11 protein-coding genes and 2 pseudogenes are annotated in these 17884 nt (G+C 61.0%); 7 read left to right on the plus strand and 6 right to left on the minus strand.

Annotated features, from left to right (window positions below; all coding sequences use genetic code 11):
- The first annotated feature begins 81 nt into the window (after positions 1-81).
- The gene (locus tag C450_RS22610) at positions 82-342 is read left to right on the plus strand and encodes a hypothetical protein (RefSeq protein WP_005038556.1); all 261 of its coding nucleotides are present in this window, start codon (positions 82-84) and stop codon (positions 340-342) included.
- A gap of 124 nt (positions 343-466) precedes the next feature.
- Positions 467-1543 carry a hypothetical protein gene (locus C450_RS00150; protein WP_005038557.1) on the plus strand — a complete coding sequence of 359 codons (1077 nt, stop codon included), beginning with the start codon at positions 467-469 and terminating at the stop codon, positions 1541-1543.
- A 2573-nt stretch (positions 1544-4116) separates the two neighbouring features.
- Here C450_RS00150 and C450_RS21955 read toward each other — a convergent pair.
- Together C450_RS21955 and C450_RS00160 are read right to left on the minus strand one after the other, a co-directional pair.
- Positions 4117-4284 (minus strand): hypothetical protein, encoded by a 168-nt coding sequence (locus tag C450_RS21955; protein WP_161606927.1) that lies wholly within the window; start codon positions 4282-4284, stop codon positions 4117-4119.
- A 1681-nt stretch (positions 4285-5965) separates the two neighbouring features.
- Positions 5966-7107, minus strand: a pseudogene (locus C450_RS00160) (Cdc6/Cdc18 family protein); the annotation flags it as partial.
- A gap of 253 nt (positions 7108-7360) precedes the next feature.
- Here C450_RS00160 and C450_RS00165 point away from each other — a divergent pair.
- The 5 genes and pseudogenes from C450_RS00165 to C450_RS00185 form a co-directional block, all read left to right on the plus strand.
- Positions 7361-7657: pseudogene (locus tag C450_RS00165) on the plus strand (DUF7342 family protein); the annotation flags it as partial.
- Between the two features lie 1142 nt (positions 7658-8799).
- Complete coding sequence (locus C450_RS00170) at positions 8800-10134, plus strand: BMP family lipoprotein (RefSeq protein WP_049909744.1); 1335 nt, start codon at positions 8800-8802, stop codon at positions 10132-10134.
- A 43-nt stretch (positions 10135-10177) separates the two neighbouring features.
- Complete coding sequence (locus C450_RS00175) at positions 10178-11758, plus strand: ABC transporter ATP-binding protein (protein ID WP_005038562.1); 1581 nt, start codon at positions 10178-10180, stop codon at positions 11756-11758.
- Positions 11755-12885 carry an ABC transporter permease gene (locus C450_RS00180; RefSeq protein WP_049909746.1) on the plus strand — a complete coding sequence of 377 codons (1131 nt, stop codon included), beginning with the start codon at positions 11755-11757 and terminating at the stop codon, positions 12883-12885. Before C450_RS00175 ends, C450_RS00180 begins: the two co-directional genes overlap by 4 nt.
- Positions 12885-13934 carry an ABC transporter permease gene (locus C450_RS00185; RefSeq protein WP_005038564.1) on the plus strand — a complete coding sequence of 350 codons (1050 nt, stop codon included), beginning with the start codon at positions 12885-12887 and terminating at the stop codon, positions 13932-13934. The genes C450_RS00180 and C450_RS00185 overlap by 1 nt, the downstream gene beginning before the upstream one ends.
- A gap of 98 nt (positions 13935-14032) precedes the next feature.
- On the opposite strand, the gene C450_RS00190 is transcribed toward C450_RS00185, so the two are convergent.
- The 4 genes from C450_RS00190 to C450_RS00205 all read right to left on the minus strand — a co-directional run bounded on the left by C450_RS00190 (position 14033) and on the right by C450_RS00205 (position 17825).
- Positions 14033-14716: a CPBP family intramembrane glutamic endopeptidase gene (locus tag C450_RS00190; RefSeq protein WP_005038566.1), complete on the minus strand. Its 684-nt coding sequence runs from the start codon at positions 14714-14716 to the stop codon at positions 14033-14035.
- Between the two features lie 3 nt (positions 14717-14719).
- On the minus strand, positions 14720-15016 hold the full coding sequence (locus tag C450_RS00195) for a DUF5789 family protein (protein ID WP_005038567.1): 297 nt from the start codon (positions 15014-15016) through the stop codon (positions 14720-14722).
- A 410-nt stretch (positions 15017-15426) separates the two neighbouring features.
- Positions 15427-16248: an enoyl-CoA hydratase/isomerase family protein gene (locus C450_RS00200; RefSeq protein WP_005038568.1), complete on the minus strand. Its 822-nt coding sequence runs from the start codon at positions 16246-16248 to the stop codon at positions 15427-15429.
- A complete protein-coding gene (locus C450_RS00205; protein ID WP_005038569.1) occupies positions 16245-17825 on the minus strand; it encodes a long-chain-fatty-acid--CoA ligase in 1581 nt (526 codons plus the stop codon). Before C450_RS00205 ends, C450_RS00200 begins: the two co-directional genes overlap by 4 nt.
- Positions 17826-17884: the final 59 nt, after the last annotated feature.

The raw sequence follows: 17884 nt of genomic DNA on the forward strand, positions 1-17884 counted from the left end.
GCCGAGGGAGTCATCATCTGGAACAAGCGAGGCCAGCGTGCGAAGCTGCTCCATCCCGAGTTCCGAGAGGTCGATGAAACGGTGCCGGTCGATGCATCAGCGGAGGAGTTGGCAGCGAAATATGCTACGCAACGTCGGTTCGAGAAACTCGCAGCCAAGCTCGATGATCGGCACCAGTCCGTGACGTTCGACACCCTCTACGAGCGCGTGCTCGAAGATATCGTTCGTGAGGAGCACAAACAGCTGCAGCACGGCAATACAGACGTGGACATGCAGGCGTTTCGCGCCGAGGTCGCCGCCCTGACACGGGAGTTCCTCGACGAGCGAAACAATGTTACATGATAGCAGCTGTCAGAACCATTCATGCTGACTCGCACCCAGTTCTCGCCATGGACATGCTCTCGATCGAGCGTGAAGACGGATGGTCGATCGTCCCTCACGAGGATATCGATGGCATGACCGAACCATGAAGGTGTACCCGAAGATCCCGCGCTACGATCATCCGGTCGTCTCGGCGGAACTGTTCGACGCCGAGGACCTGACCCTCATCGAGAAGTTCGATGGAAGCGCGTTCCGGTTCACGCTGTACGACCAACGGTACGCGGAGCAGTATCCCGAACCGGTCGCCAGTGTCGCCGATGGTGATGGGAGCCTCGTCTTCGGGACGCGCAAGACCGTCCGGGGCACCCATCGGGACTCGTTGGACGAGATCGACGGGGCGTTACAGCGTGCCGTTCGTTGCCTCCGCGAGGGTATCGACGCCGCCGCCCTCCGCACGCTTCACGACGAGCACGAGGGGCCACTGATCGTCTACGCCGAAAATCTCGTCTACTCGACGCTCGACTACGGCTACACCGACCGCGACCTCCCCGCACTCGTTGGCTTCGATGTCCTGCCGTATGCGGCGATCGGGACCATGACCGCGCCGGGCAACCCCTACGAGGAGACCTTCGAGGGCTTTCTCGACATCGACAGCGCGTGGGAGATCTTCGAGCGGATCCGGGTCGATACGGCACCGACCGCCTCGTCGTTGGTTTCGGCAACGATCCTCGATCGTCTCGACGATGGGTTCGACCCGGAGACGTACACGTTTCCGGCCTCGTCGCTGGCTGCGGAGATGCAGGTCGAAGGTGTCGTGGTGCGAAGCGACGCCTCGGCGCGTCGCGCGAAGCTGGTCCGCGAGGCGTTCAAGGAGCTGAACCGCGAACAGTTCGGCCAACAGCCCGAGGACGCAGAATCGGGAGCCGAGTACGTGGTTGCAACCTACTGCACGCCGGCACGGATCCGGAAACAGGTTCGAACGATGGTCGTCGAGGAAGACTACGAGTTCGGCCTGCAGCTGAACGACGACCTCTACCCACGCGTGGTCGAGGACATCTGGGCCGAAGGCTGGCCGGAGCTGATGGAGCTCGACGTTTCGTTCACCCCCGCCGACGTGTATCCGCTGGTCGCAAAGCGGTGTATCACCGAACTCCGGAAGATGCAGACGAACGCCGAACTGAACGACGCCGACCCACTGGATATATGGCAGCATCTCTCGTGAGGATGACCCGCTTGTGGCAGCTGCTGCGCGTCGCAAGCAGAGGCTGAAAAACGATTGTGCTCGTTTGGCTGGTGCTTTTAGGTTGTGATGAGAAGGGGGGAGGGCTCAACCATCGACAAGACCATGACGCTCTGTCGGCGTCAACAACGGTTTTTACTTCGGCCCGCTCGCCCGATGTGATCCGATATCTTCTCAAAGCATTGTTCGACCCGGTACACGGCAACGAATCGTTCTCTTACCGCGACCTGTACAAGGCCGCCAGACGAGTGAGTGAACACCGGACCGCACCCGCGGTCAGCGACGAGAAACTCGAAGATTCGCTCGAGGGGATCGTGGCGGATTCGTCGGATGGGTCCGAAAACGTCATGTCTGGTGTGTTTACCCGCATCGGGAAGATCACCGTCGACGATCGGCTTGCACGAATTTTCGGTCATTCGCCGGACGATCGCGACGACGCGTTCGATCTCCGTGAGTANACCGTCGACGATCGGCTTGCACGAATTTTCGGTCATTCGCCGGACGATCGCGACGACGCGTTCGATCTCCGTGAGTATCTCGACGAAGACGCGCTTATCATCATCGATACCGGCGAGGTGCGGCCACAGGCCCAGCGCGCCCTGACACTCGTCGTTCTCTCGGAGCTGTGGACGGCGCTCAAACGGCGCGAGCGCGAGAACGAACTGATCAGCGAGCAGCCGCTCGTCAACGTCTATCTCGATGAGGCCTCGACCATCGCGACCTCCGATATGCTCGGCAAACTGCTGGCCGAGGGCCGCGAATTCAACTGTTCGCTGACGCTTTTGACACAGTATCCCGAACAGTTCAGTCGAAAGGGAACCGAACGGAACGTTCAGGAGGAAGTGCTCAACAACATCGGAACGCTGATGATCGGTTGCGTTCCGTTCGACGAGCAACTCGCCAAACGGCTCGCAACCCATGATATGGATTTCCGGAAAGTCGGCAACCGACTCCGTGCGCTCAACGACGGCCGGTGGATGCTGAGACCCCGATCGCCGCACAAAAAGAACGACCCGGAGCTGTTTCTCGGCCACTCGGCGTCACCACCGCCGGGCGATCCGGCCGGCGATCGCCCAGCGACTGACGAAGAACTGGAGGCATACGAGAACGCGCTTCCAGCGGCGACCGAGCGCGCTGGTGACATCGGCCTGGGCCTCCAGGAGCCAAGCCTCGCCGAGACCGACGAGCAAGCCGCCGACGGCGACGCGGAGCTCCCGCGCCTCGACAGCGCGCTGCCGTACACCGAGCGCCTGCCCGAGTGCGTCGAATACGACCCGACGATGGATGCACTCAAATGCTCGGCGTGTCGGAGCCGTCACAGTCCGGACATCGACGGGATGCGTCGTGCGATCGAGTGCTGTCACAGTCTCGCGGAGATCGACCGCGACGACGTGCCGATCTGTGCGACCGATCTCAAGCTCACTCCCGAGGAACGCGCCGCCTCGGCGTACTCAGACCGCCAGCTCTGCTTTGTCCAGGCCGTCCACAACGCCCAGCAGCTTCGCTACGCCGACCTCGAATACGATATCACTTGCGATAGCATGCTCCGGCTCCACGAGTACGTCGGCATCGACGACGCGGCGGTCGACGAGCTCGTCGGTGACGTGCTGGCACGTCACGAATCGGACCATCCCCACCGCCTCTACTCGGTGACGGCCGAGGGCCGCGAGCTGCTCGGCGAGAACTACCGCGAAGGTCTCGACTACGGCGACGGCAAGGGCGATCTGGGCGAGTCGAGCCAGCACGTCTGTGCCGTCGAGATCGCCCGTCGATCGCTCGAAGCGAACTGCGTCGACGATCCCGACTCACCGATCGTTGAGATACAGCCGTATTACGATATCGACGGTGGGCGGCGACTCGACATCGCCGGCCTCGATGCCGACGGCGAGATCGCACTCACCCTCGAAGTCGAGCGGGCCACCCACGATCTCAGGGAGGGCACGCCCGCCGACTTCGACAAGATGGCCGCATGCGATCCCGAACATGCGGTCTGGGTTGCGATGAGTAGAGGGGAGGGCCACGACATCCTCACGGCCCTCAACGATCCGGCCGACGGCGACCCCCGGGTCGAAAAGACCTACAGCGAGAACACGCCGCCAAGCCAGTTTACCATCGATACGGCCGGCCTGACCGATATCTACCCGGTCGAACGGATGCGCGATGCGATCGACGACGATGTAGTATTCGACCTCTCCTGAGACCGGAACAACGCTCGCCGCCAGCACCACCCCCGCCGATGCCGACGCGGGGCGACGAGCACGTCCCGAGCGCCACGGGCCGACGACACCACCGATTGGGTTTCACAGTCGGAAACAGTGGTCGAGACGCGTCGAGAGTGGCGCTAGCGCCCTCACGAGGAGTTATACCGGTTTCACGATCGGTCTCACGACCGCAGGAATAGCTGTCTTGACTGTTGTGACGACGAGTGTGGAGCGGGCGAGTACCGTCATGGCCGACCGATCGGGTCGCGTTCGGGAGTATGACGAACCCACAGGCAGCCGAGTCTCGGAAGCCAGTCGACGGTCGGTGATTGTCGGTTGTGGTGGTGTGGGCGGCTAGCCGGTCACGCGAACCGTACTCGGGAGGTGGAATCGACAGCCCAGTCGCAGTGATCGGATCGTCGCCGCGACGCTCGGTCGGTGAGTGGCGGTCGGCACGTCGCCACACGATCCGTGTTCGGGTCGTACTTTGAGTACCATTTCTTCGTCTGCGACATCGTCCATCCCGTGTGATCTCGGGGAACTCGCGCTTCTCCACGACCCGATTGATTGGTCTGTACGGGCCGAATCGAACATGAGCGATCACCACACTGTCGGACGTCACCGCTTGCGTGGATGGGTCGACACGAACCGTGCACTCACGGACGGATTCGTCCCACAGCATACCACCAGTGGTGGTTCAGGGACGATCGATACAGTGGTTGTCCAGATGGTGTGCCGTCTGCTGGAGGTCCGTCGAATTCGGACGCCGTCTCTCCAGAGTATGGGACCCTTTCTGGGACTGTCACCAAGGTCATGTGAGGGTCGGTATGAAATGTGTATGCACTATCCGGCGATCCGTTGCTGTCTGATATGCAATCACCGCTGTCCGACAGTATGAGCGCCACCCAACATTTCATCGATCCACGCCGTACGGTGGGCCCGACACCTTGAGCGTGCTGTCGTCCGCCGTCATGACCACTGTGGCCGATCCACGACGACACGATTCGGCCTGTCAGTCGGAACTCGTTCCGTCCCCCACGTATGGTATCGAGAGACGGCGAAACGATGTCCCAAAGGGCTCCAGTGCGCCAGTGAATACCGCCGAACGAACGCATTGCTCCCGGCGGAGTTGTGGCGGCGATTCCGTCAGTGGTCGTAGTCGGTTGCCAACCGTTCGCACGGATACCACCGTTGCATGTAGGGGGGCACCGTTGCATCCGACGAATTTGCTAATAAACCCCCACCCCTCACTGTTGCATGCGAAACATCCGAGACTCTCTCGTCACGGCGTCCCGGCGAGAAACCGAGCGGTATCCGCGCCATGGGTTCGCGTCCTCGACTGACACGCCGTCGCTGGCGATCGCCGTTCGGATCCCGCGGCGATACTGTGTCCGCCAGCGTTGCTAGGGACCAGCAGTGGTGTTCGGGTAGCCACTCCATTGGTCCTACCGGATCACAACGTTACAGAGGTAGGTTGAGTCAGCCTTAGAGCACTCTATGAGGTAGGGGAGAAAGTTCTGCGTCACATTAGGAACCGGGCAATCCAACAGGGAGCTCATGCCACGCAACACGTCTGTGCAACGCATTCGAACGACTGCTGATCGGTATCACGGTGGCCACCTTCCATGTGGCGTCCACGATTCGATCGCCGATCGTCGCTCCGCGAGCCACGACGCTTACAGACGCTGGCCTGTTCGGTGCATCGCTGGGTCGAGTACGGCCCCGTCGATCGTCGCGCCGGTGCGTTCTCAGGGGCCACCACGCGATCGCCGGCCAGTCCCGATCGTCGTTCGATACCGTCGAAATCAGGGGACTGCAGCCGTGTGTGATCCTCGGCGTGGCTTCGACGGCCGTCCAGGGGTGGCCCGTCGCTCCCATAGGTCGCTCGGCCCCTCAGCGGATCGCATGCGGCATCGAGGCTTACCCAAGGCTGCTCGTCGGTTCGGAGTCTTGTCGGTTCACAGTCGTCTCACAACAGGGATACCAATGGCTTCCTCCGGAAGATATCGTTAATCGTGAAGCGACAATCAGCGTCTGAAATCAAACTAGAACACCTCTAATAACATCTCATGTCGTGAACGCGAGTGTGAGGTGACCAGTGATGACTCGAAATCGAGGAGGTCCCTCGAGTAAGCGATAGGTTTCGTTCTGCCACCATCGGGAAACCGACGATATGTCGCGAGGACATGCGCTACTACTAAAAAGTCTCGACCTGTTTCGCGCGGCCGTTGCTGCCTTTCGATTCGACCCACGTCTTGACGAGCCCCATCGTTTCGAGATCGGTGATGGTCTCACGGATCGCACGGGTACTGATCTGATTGTCCTGTGAGATGAGCCGCGAGTACCCCTCGCGGACCTGCTCGGTCGTTACCGGTTGGACGGTCTCACCCGTCCGGGTGTCGGTCCAATCGGCGGCCCCATGTAGCACGAAAAAGTGATGGACGGAGAGGTTCAGGAGCTTCTCGACGGTCGATTCTCTGTCGGTCGTCTCGATGTTGCTGTCGAGGCAGTCTTCGGTGACCTGTGTGAGCCCCTCGTCGTTGGCCGTTTCGCCGGCCTGGCGAAACAGGGTGAGCGTTTTGCGAGCGTCACCCCATCGTGTGGCGGCCGTACCGATGCCGTAGCAGGCAACCCTCTCGGGAACGGCCCCCTCACGGAAGGCCCGCTGGAGGCGCGGGGTTCGACGATCGCCTGAAGCTTCGCTTGGTTGTACGGTGGGAAAAACACCGCCTCGTCGCTCATTGCACTCTGGACGCGGCTGTCGACCCGGAGATCGACATCGATCAACTCGTTGCTGAGGAGCCACGCCGAGAGCTGGATGTCCCGTTTGAGCTTCCCCTCTCCACGCAGTAGCCGATAGAAGAACTCGTTGGGATCGTAGTTCGAATCCTGCCGGATTTGATCGATCTCGTCGAGGATCAGCACGGTCCACTCGGGATACGCCGCAAGCGCCTCCCAGATCCCCTCGAACACCCCATCGAGACCCTCGTAGGCACCCTTCTTCTCACCGGTGAGTTCGAAGTGGATCTCGTTTGCGGCACTGAACAGCGAGCGACATTCCTTCAGGTTGACGTACTCGGCGGCCAGTTGGTCGGTGCGGGCGGCGAACTCGGTACAGAGTCGCCGGGTCGTCAGCGTCTTTCCCGTTCCCGGTGGGCCGTAGATCGAGACGGTCGTCGGGAGATAGCCCTCGTGGACCCCGTTGAGCAGGGTCGCCAGCTCGCGTTCTTGGGGCTCGCGGGCCACGATCTCGTCGGGCTCCGAAAGCGGATCGAGCGCGCCCTTGTCCGTAAACACACTGTCGTCGGGGGCGGTATCGTCGAAGAGATCGTCGTATTTGTTCATGGGTTCTTCGCGCGTAGCCGATGGTTATGTTGCAGTTCCAGCGGAACTACGAGTGTGTATGTGTGCTACAGCACGATAAATTCCGTCCGGTAGGATACTCCCCAGCACCACTCGGCTACGAGGGCGGCCGGGAGCGACGCGTCGGCGTGATCATCAGAGACCGCAACCCCGACGATCACCGATTGCTCGACAGGTCGAGCTCGACTATTCATACCAGTGGTGGATTTATTGACGTCTAGTGGTGAGAGAGAGTATGGTCGACAACGAACCTGGCCTCGAAGCGTGGAAAGAACACACGAGCGCATTCGATAGGGTTCGGTCAGTCGCGGAAGCGGTCGCACAGCCCCGATCGGCATCGGACATCGCAGACGAGACCCTCGTCGCGGAGAACACGGCTCGCAGCCATCTCAAACGACTCGTCGAGATGAGCGTCCTCCTGAAAACCGATCGTGGGGGAACGACGTTGTATACGCCTGATCCGCTCTACGTCCGGCTACGGACGCTCCGTGAGCTCCTCGAAGAGTACGGCCATGATGGCCTCATCGGGCTTTAGCTAACCGCCTCCTTGCCTGGAGGACAAGCAGTTGGGGGAGGGGGAGCATCCGCTCCACCAAGCGCGCTCGCGCTGGATTCGAGTGAAGCACCCGATGAGCGCACTCAGAGATCACTCCGTCGCTGTCCTGCGGTTCGACTCTTAGCTAAAGACGGATGCTCCCAGCGTGTCATAGAAAGATTCGCCTGGTGTTCGGCCACCGTCTGAGAAGACTGTTCCCGCTGGTTCTGAATAGCGATGATATTGTCTACGTATCAGGCACTGGTTCTCGGCCTAGCATGGAGTTGTGCGACGAATTCCATGATACGCTGCATTCACTCACACAGCCATCACCTAATCTGACCGATGATTTAGCTCCGCCGCTCACCTCGATTGGGAACTATCGACTCTGCGTTCACACACGGATCTACCAGCCGATACGGTTCGAGGGGTTCTCTGCTGGTCGCTTAGCGACTAGTCCAGTGTTCACAATCGGCCACAAACCCCACAAGAGACACTGGTGCGGGTGAATCGGATCCGAGTGTGAAGACCGGTTTTGGTTACTCATCGATCCTTGCGGAGGGACCATCGAACAGTGCGTCCGATTCTGGGACAGCCGTTAGCAGGAATTTGAGTCCCCTCAGGGAGTGGTTTTGCGAATCGGTGTTGTCTGCCTGTCGATGCACGCAACCGCTGGACGATCGTCGATCGCACTCACCCACTGCACACCGAAACGAAAACCACCAGACGGCAACCGTGTGTGAACTTTTGGCTGGTTCGAGTACCGCCGCCTGAATGATAGCAATACTGGACCGATCGATTCCTCAAGACGCTTCAAGGCATCTCGCAGTCGCTCTAAGACGGATTTCTACGATCGGCCGTTGGATTGGTTTGGTGTGCGCGGTAGCGGTGATCCGGTTCACACTCGGGGTGGTGAGCAGCCCATCGTCTTCCTTGCGGGGCGAATACACCGATTGTGAAACGGTCAGCAACGAGTGAGAATGCACGAACCAATCTCTGCGCGTCGCTCACCGAGTCAAGACGACTGTGACTCGTATATCAGCAAGGCGGTGCAACTCATTGAGCACGGGGATGAACAGTAGATATACCAACACAACAAAAATTACTTATGGTTGTAGGTAATTCGAAAGTAGTACATCATGTCCCGGAACGCGGACCAAGCGGACGATTCCGAAGACAGTACCCAGAAACACACGACGAAGAACGCGGCAGCTCGACGACGCACCGTACTGAAGACTGGCGCAGCAGTCCTCTCTGGGACCGCTCTCGCAGGCTGTTCTGGTGGGAGTGGTGACGGGGGTAGTGGGAATAGTAGCGGTGGTAGTGAGAATGACAGTGGTGGTGGTGACAACAGCAGCGGGAACGCGTCAGGGACGGACGGAGAGACCTCTGCAGAGGAGACGTCTGCGGATACTGCTTCTACGGGGAACGCCTCGATGGAGAATGGTTCCGGCGAGGGAGGCAACGGCTCGGAAGAATTCGGCGGTACTACCGTCACATCCGGGGAGCCAACGAACATCGCGATCGTGTCGAGTCCGGCCGGCTTTGGCGACAACGCGTTCAACGATCTTGCTCTCGATGGGTTGAACGCCGCAGCGACCGCAACCAACCTCCAGATCAATCAAGTAGAGGAGACTGAACAATCACAGTACCAGTCGGTACAGGCGAATCTGGCACAGAGCGGTGACTACGATCTCATCGTCTTGGTCTCGTTCAACCATACGGAAGCGCTGACACAGAACGCAGCCGATTACTCCGACCAAAATTGGATGCTGATCAACGCCTTCGTCGATCAGCCGAACGTCGCTGGCTACACGTGGGCCAACCACCAGATGTCATATCTGGCTGGGGTTGCGGCCGGAACGATGACTACGGAGGACTTCTCTCTTGGGGGCGTCTCGACGACCCCGGATTCCGCCCAGATCGGCTTCGTTGGCGGCGAGGACGGGTCGCTTATCAACGCCTTCGAACGGGCATACACTGCTGGTGCCCAGTCAGTCAACGAGGACGTCGAAGTCGATGTCGGCTACATCGGCAACTTCACCGATACGAGCACTGCAGCCGACATCGCCAACTCACAGTATGACGGCGGAGCGGACATCGTCTACCATGGTGCTGCGGCGGCGGGACGGGGCGTCTTCCAAGCAGCACAGAGCAAGAGTCGCCCTGCCATCGGCGTCGACTCGGATCAGTCCACAACCCTTCCGGACTTCCAGGACGTCATCATGGGCTCGGCAGTCAAGTTCATCAACGAGGGAACGCGGGAGGTCGCGATGGCAGTCGCCAACGATAACTTCGATAGCGTCGCTGGTGACAACGTCCTCACGCTTGAAGACAACGCTGTCGACTTTGTTGTCGGACAGTCGTACGAGGGTGAACTACCGGACGTGCTGACACAGAACATCGAGGAGGCGAAACAGGGCATCATCGACGGCGATATCAGTGTTCCCTGTACTGCATCCGGCTGCCAGTAGATCTCCAGACACCACAGAACACGACACAAACGGGATTTGTATAATGACGGATGATACACAGACACCTGCAGTCCGACTCGAAGGGATCACCAAGCGCTTCGGCGACGTCGTGGCGAACGACGACGTTGACCTCTCCGTAGGGAAAGGATCGATCCACGCTCTGGTCGGTGAAAACGGCTCTGGGAAGACGACGCTGATGAGTGTCCTCTACGGACTGTACGATCAAAACGCCGGAACGATCAGTATTGATGGCGAATCGCGGACGTTCGATAGACCGCGAGACGCGATGGATGCTGGCGTAGGCATGATCCACCAGCACTTCCAGCTCGTGGAACCGATGACCGTACTACAAAACATCATTCTGGGCCACGAACCAACCGACAACGGGCTGGTCAACGAGTCGGCTGCAAGAGAAAATATCGAGGAGATCTGCTCGCGCTATGACTTCGAGGTGGACCAGCATCTCGATACGCCGATTCGGGATCTCGATCTCGGTGTTCGACAGCGTGTCGAGATCGTCAAGAGTCTCTACCGAGGCGCAGAAATCCTCATCTTCGACGAACCGACGGCGGTTCTTACCCCCCAGGAAGTCGATCGACTCCTCGAAGTGATGGAAGCTCTCACGGCGACTGGCAGCTCGCTCATCTTCATCACCCACAAGTTGGACGAAGCACTGGCGGTAGCCGACCAGATCACGGTTCTTCGCGACGGCGAGGCCGTCGGCACCGTGAACGCGGACGATACCTCCGAACAGGAGTTGGCGCGGATGATGGTCGATCAGGAAATCCTCTCCGATCGTCGTCCACGAGAAACCGAGTCCGGTGAGCCCGTCCTCGAAGCCACGAAGCTGCGAGTCCGTGGCAATCGCGGCCTCGAACAAGTTCGCGGAATCGACCTCACAGTCCGGGAGTCGGAAATACTCGGTATTGCGGGCGTCCAAGGCAACGGACAGAGCGAACTGATCGGGGCACTCGCCGGCGGCCGATCCGTCGAATCAGGTACCGTGCAGTTCCACAATCGGGATATCACCGAAACGAACCGACGCCAGCGGATCGAGTCCGGTATTGCCTATATCCCCGAAGACCGCCAGACAGAGGGGTTGGTCCAGGATTATGATCTGGTACACAACGCGTTGCTTGGCAACCAGACTATCGAACCGTACACCAGCCACGGATTTCTCGACTGGAGGGCGATCCGTGATCACGCAGAGGAGATCGTACAAGACTACGACGTACAACCTCAGAACCCGACCATCAAGGCGAGTTCTCTCTCCGGAGGCAACCAGCAGAAATTCATCGTCGGGCGCGAAATCGAACACGATCCAGACGTGGTGATCGCGTCACACCCGACCCGTGGGGTCGACATCGGTTCGATCGAGTCGATTCACGAACGGCTGGTCTCGCTTCGTGACGACGGACTGGCGATCGTGGTCGTCTCCTCGAAACTCGACGAGATTCAAAAGCTCTCGGACCGAATCGCGGTCATGTACGAAGGTGAATTCATCGACACAGTCGATCCGAACAATGTTACCGAAGAGGAACTGGGGCTGCTGATGGCGGGTCACGACCCCGATGAGGACGGAAAACCGATCGAACAGTCCCAACAGAGCGAGGCGGAGATATGAGCGACCGCGAATCAACTCGTTCTTCGGAGGTTCTCAGCCGGATCAGTGCTCGTCTCCAAAATGCATCGGTTCTCGGACGACTCGCCATTGCAGTAGCATCGACGGTTTCGGCGCTACTCATCGGGCTGATGATTGTCGCTGCTAGCGGATATGACCCGGTACAGTTCCTCGCCAACGTATTCGAGGGATCGTTCGGCGACGATGCTGCCATTGCACGGACACTGAAGTTCACGACGATCTTCGTCTTGACCGGTGTCGCGGTCGCAGTCGCGTTTCGAGCCGGGGTGTTCAACATCGGGGTACAGGGCCAGTTCATCGTCGGTGGGTTCGCTACCGTCATTTCGATTCTCTGGCTTGCCCCCATGGTACCGGAGGGAACGATCGGCGGCATCATACTGATGTTGGTCGGCTTTCTGGCCGCCGCCATCACTGGCGGCGCGTATGCTGCCCTCCCAGGCGCACTAAAAGCATACACCGACACGAACGAGATCATCACCACCATCATGCTGAACTTCATCGCCATCGGAGCCGTCGGTTGGCTCGTTGAGGGCCCGTTCAGAGGCGAAGACCAGGCGGCAGCGAACACCGAGCGGATCCCAGAGTACGTCGCTTTTCCTCGGCTAATCTATGACGTCCCTGACTTCTCGATGGTCGGTCTCGCCATCGCACTCGTGGTTTCGGGGGTCCTTTCCGTTCTTCTGGTGCGAACTGGCTTCGGCTACGATATCGTCACAAGCGGGTACCAACAGTCCGCAGCGGCGTATTCCGGTGTTGATGCCAAGCGGATGATCGTGGTGACGATGACGATCTCGGGAATGGTTGCCGGGATCGCGGGTGCAATCTTCGCAATTATGATACAAGGCTACTACAGCACGCCAGGAGGTATCGCTACTTACGGCTACGACGCGATCGCGGTGAGTCTCCTCGCGGCGAACAACCCACTCGGAGTCATCCCGGCTGGGCTGTTGTTCGGCGGGCTCGACTCGGCCACGTCGTTCATCGGGCTCAACAGCGATGTCCCCGCACAGTTGATCGACGGCATCGTCGGTCTCGTCGTGTTGTTCGTCGCTGCTCCGGAACTCTTTCGCATGGCCGCCCGGCGGACCGGAATGGACGGTGATGACTGATGAGCATGGCCCAATATGCTCGTCAGAACACCGTCCAGGTTGGCGGTGTCGTTGCGCTGATCGCCATCGGTGTGTTGGGTACCCTCTTACTCGACTTACCGGTCGAAGCTCTCTTGACGGTCGGGTTTGTCGAGCGGTCATTTCAGGCAGCGGCCCCGATTGCACTCGCAGCAGTCGGTGGTCTGTATGCTGAGAAGAGCGGCGTCTTCAACGTCGGGCTAGAGGGGTTCATGATTTTCGGCGCGGTCAACGCAGCAGCCATCATGTGGATCGTCGGCGGTAGCTCACCTGGTCAAAGCGACCTCTGGATCGCCGTCTTCGCGTCCGGCCTGCTCACACTGGTGTACGTGATTCCCTTTGCCGTGTTGGTGATCAGATATAAAGCAAACCAACTCGTAGCAGGGCTGGCAGTCTGGTTCATCGGCCTCGGCTTCGGTCCTTTCACCGCAGTTCTCGTCTGGGGCAGCAGGAACAGCCCCGGGCTGACCACCATCAACGACCTAACGATACCGTTTCTCGCAGAGATCCCGGTTTTGGGTCCAGTGCTCTTCGATAGCTCACCATTGGTATTGTTCGCTCTACTCGTAACGGTAGTGGCCTGGATAGTGCTTTTTCGTACTCGATACGGCTACTGGCTGCAGGCAGCCGGAGAGAACCCCGAAGCGTTGGACACGGCGGGCATTAGCGTCACACGCGTCCGGTATGCGGCGACGATCTTCTCGGGCGTGATGGCAGGCCTTGGTGGCGCGGTACTGCTGGCGCAGGCAGGATCGTTCACCGGTACTGGCGAGACAATGGTTGCTGGCCGAGGCTGGATCGCTATCGTGGCCTATCTATTCGGCAACTACAACCCGATCGGTGCGGCCGCTGCCGCACTCCTGTTCGGCGGTCTCGACATGCTCCAGATCCAGTTTCAGACGGCAGGCATCAGCGTCCCAAACAAGCTCGTCAATCTGTTCCCCTACGTGATCGTGATCGTCGTTCTCACGATATGGGGCTCGACACGGGTGCCGTCGGCCGTCGGTGAGTCCTATGAGAGCGAGGAGTGAGAGCTTTTCACTCCTGTCGCCAACAGCTAAAGACACCCAAACTGAACCGCTTCGAACGGACACCCTTCAGGAAGGGGGCTGTCAGATTCCGGACGCTATCAGACCGGCACCGGAAGCCACCGCAGCCAGCCGACGACCCGTTCGGGCGAAAGCAACGGCGGATGGAGCACGAGCCAGTCGAGCAGCGTGAGCCCGAGGCCGTGGGCCACGACCGAGGGAAGGATCGAGCCGCTCCGGTAGTCGACCGCGCCGAACAGCACGTCGGTCGGCCCCGAGAGCAGTAGTTCGATCGGTGGTTTCGCGGCGTGCTGGAGCGCGTAGAGCACGGGACTGATGAGCACGCTCTTCGGGCCGAGTTCGCGAACGCCGACACAGAGCAGCCCACGGAAGTACGTCTCGGCTGCGATCACGATCACGAACTGGCCGACGGCGTGCGGGAGAAAGGCCCCAAGCGCCGCGCTCGTCCCCCACATCGGGTAGTACGCCCGCACGGACGGCAGCGACGATCCCACGAGATAAAAGGGGAGCACGAACAGCGCGAGCAAAAGGGTGTTCCGCAGTGCCTCGCGATCGACGCGCCATCCCAATCGCTCGCCGTACAGCCACGCGAGTACACCCGGCCCGGCGAGATACACGATCGCGTCGCGAGCGGTGCGCGCCCACAGTCCGGTACTGCCTGCGGCGTCGTTCCACGCCATCCACACGATCGCGAGGACGCCGCCCCACAGCAGCGACACCTGCACCCACGAGAGTTGGAGGCGATCGAACGTGCGGACCGCCACGACCTACTCGTCCGCGGTCGGCACCGGCCCGGTGCCGACGACCTCGTCGACGTGGGACTCGAACTCCTGGCGGCGCTCGAAGTACGTCTCGTCGATCTCGTCGAGCACGTCGTCGATCCGCCGTGGCCCGTCCGGCGTCCGGATCTCGGTGTCGCCGATCCGGCGTTCGAGCCGTGATTTCTCCATCCCCCACGTCAGTCGCGAGGTCGCCCGCGACAGCGGGACCCCCTCGATCGATTCGCTCTCGCCGAGTTCGACGACCGGTTCGTCCTCGTCCTCGCCGTTGTCGTCGTCAGCCATACCTCCATTCTCACCGCGGGTGGATTAGTGCTTTCGGACCACTTTTTTACTGCGTCGGGTGCGCTCGCTTCGCTCGCCCACCACTCCTTGTAAAAACCTGGACTAAAAACACCCGCTCACTCGCGCCTCCGGAAGAGCAAGCTCTTCCGTGCTCCCGCTCGCCTTCGGCTCGCGGGAACTCCGGCGCTCGTTCACGGCGAACCGCGCTCGCTTCGCTCGCGCGGACAATACAACCGACCACAACCCCACGCACCGCCGAAGCCCTCGATCACTTACTCCGTTCGTGATCTCGCCCTTCATCCACCAGGAGAGCTTCGCTCTCCTGAGCCTCGACTCACTCCGTTCGTCGAGACGCCAGGCCCGCCCCGCTACCGCAGCCGCCGGCCACAACCAAACAGCCAAACCGCGAGCTACCGACCCTCGAACTCCGGCTCCTCGTTCGCCATGAACGCCTCCGCGCCCTCGCGGTGGTCCTGAGTCTCGAACACCGCAGCCTGAGCGGCGGCCTCGTTTTCCATCGCCTGATCGAGCGAGTCGTTCAAGCCCTGCCGGATGAGTCGCTTCGAGGTCCGGAGCGCCACCGTCGGCCCCGTGGCAATCTGCTCGATCAACTCGTCCGCGCGCTCGTCGAACGATTCTCCGGGATAGACGTGAGTGAACAGCCCGAGCGACTCCGCACGATCAGCTTCGACGAGTTCGCCGGTGAAGACGAGTTCTTTCGCCGTGTTCTCGCCCACGATCCGCGGCAGGAAGTGCGAGGTTCCCGAATCCACCGCGAGGCCGACCTGCCGGAAGCCGAAGCTGATTCTCGCCTCAGCACTCGCGACTTGGAGGTCGCAGGCGATCGCGAGGTTTGCACCCGCACCGAACGCCACGCCGTCGATCTTCGCGACCGTCGGCAGCGGGCACTCCGCGACGCGCTTCACCGCACGACTGGTCTCTTGGGTGATCCGCTGAACCGCCTCGTCGAGCGTGGTCTCGCCCGCAAGCCGCTCGGCCATCGCGTTGACGTCGCCACCAGCCGAGAACGCGCCGCCCGCACCGCGAACCACGAGACACCGCGCGTCGCGGTCTTCGAGGCGCTCGACCGCGTCGATGATCCCGCGCGCGATCTCGCTGGTCAGTGGGTTGCGCATCTCCGGGCGGTTCAGCGTCAGCGTCGCGACCCCGTCCGCAACGTCGAGCACCACCGGATCGTCGTCCGTCGGCTCACCGCCCGCCGCGTCGCTCATTCGGCCGCCTCCGCTTCGTCGCTCTCACGCCCGCGGAGCTCGAACTTCTGGACCTTCCCGGTAGTCGTCCGCGGAAGCTCCTCGATGAATGCGACCTCGCGGGGATGTTTGTACTCCGCGAGACTGTCGAGACAGTACTCCTTGATTTCCTCGCCAGTAACGTCGCTATCGGGTACCGGCACGACGAACGCCTTCACGGTCTCGCCGCGGCGCTCGTCGGAGATGCCGACTACCGCAGCGTCGGCGATGTCGGGGTGTTCGAACAGCAGCTCCTCGACCTCGCGGGGGTAGACGTTGTAGCCGCCGGTGACGATGACGTGCTTCTCCCGGTCGACGATGTAGAAGAAATCGTCCTCGTCGCTGTAGCCGATATCGCCGGTGTGGAACCACCGTTTGCCGTCGCGTTCGGTGAACACCTCCTCGTTGGCTTCGGGCCGGTCGTGGTACCCAGCCATTACGTTCGGGCCCGCGATCACGAGCTCACCGGTGATCGCATCGAGGTCGGTCTCGTCCTCATCGACCGGTCCCTCCGTAACCCGTTCGACTGGCTCGAAGTTCTCGTCGACCACCATCGAATCAACGCCTGGCAGCGGCTGGCCAATGCTGCCGACCCGCCGCGCGTCGGGGCTGTTGAAGTGGGTCACTGGTGACGTCTCGGTCAAGCCGTACCCCTCGTAGAGTTCGATCCCGAACAGGTCCTCGAACTGCCGAAGCACCTCGACCGGGAGGCTGCTCCCACCCGAGTTCACGAACCGGAGCGACGAGAGATCGAACTCGTCGACGTTCGGCTGGTTGATGACGTCGTTGTACATCGCGGGTACACCCTGCATGATGGTGAGCTCCTCCGACTCGACTAGCCCGAGCGCGGTCTGTGCGTCCCACTCCGGCAGTGGGTAGTACGCCGCGCCGGCGAACAGCGAGGTGTTCATCACGACCGTCATCCCGTAGATGTGAAAGAGCGGGAGCACGCCCAGCGAGCGGTCGTCGGCGGTGGTCCCACCAGGAAGAAGGTCCATCGCCATCCGCGCGTTCGAGGCGAGATTTTGATGGGTCAGGAGGACGCCCTTCGGCTGGCCGGTGGTCCCCGAGGTATACGGCTGGACCGCCACGTCGTCGTCCGCCCGTTCGGCCACTGCGGGTGCGGCCTCGACGAGGAACTCTCCAAACGGTGTCGCGCCCTCGGACTCACCACCGACGCTGACGACGTGTTCGACGGCTGTGTTGTCGCGGACTTGCTCCACGATCGGGACGAGATCCGAGAGCGTGACGACCACCTCGGCACCGCTGTCCGAGAGGAGGTGATCGATCTCGCGGGATTTGTACTGGGGGTTCATCGGCACCACGACCGCGCCCGCCCGGAGCGCGCCGTGGAAGGCGATCACGAACTGCGGGAGATTTGGAAGATAGATCCCGACCCGATCGCCCGACTCGATGCCCGCCTCCGTGAGCCCGGCGGCGAACGCCCCCGTCCGCGACCAGAACTCCTCGTAGCTCAGCTCCGTCCCGTCGTAGTGGATCGCAGTCTCTTCAGGGTGCTCCGCCGCCGTGGATTCGACGTTCGTGACGAGATTTGTCATGGTTTCTCGTGGGACGTGGACGCCCGCCGGCTAAAGCGTTGCCCCGCAACGAACCAGTG

Origin of the sequence: Halococcus salifodinae DSM 8989, from assembly GCF_000336935.1 — an archaeon.
GTDB classification, from domain to species: domain Archaea; phylum Halobacteriota; class Halobacteria; order Halobacteriales; family Halococcaceae; genus Halococcus; species Halococcus salifodinae.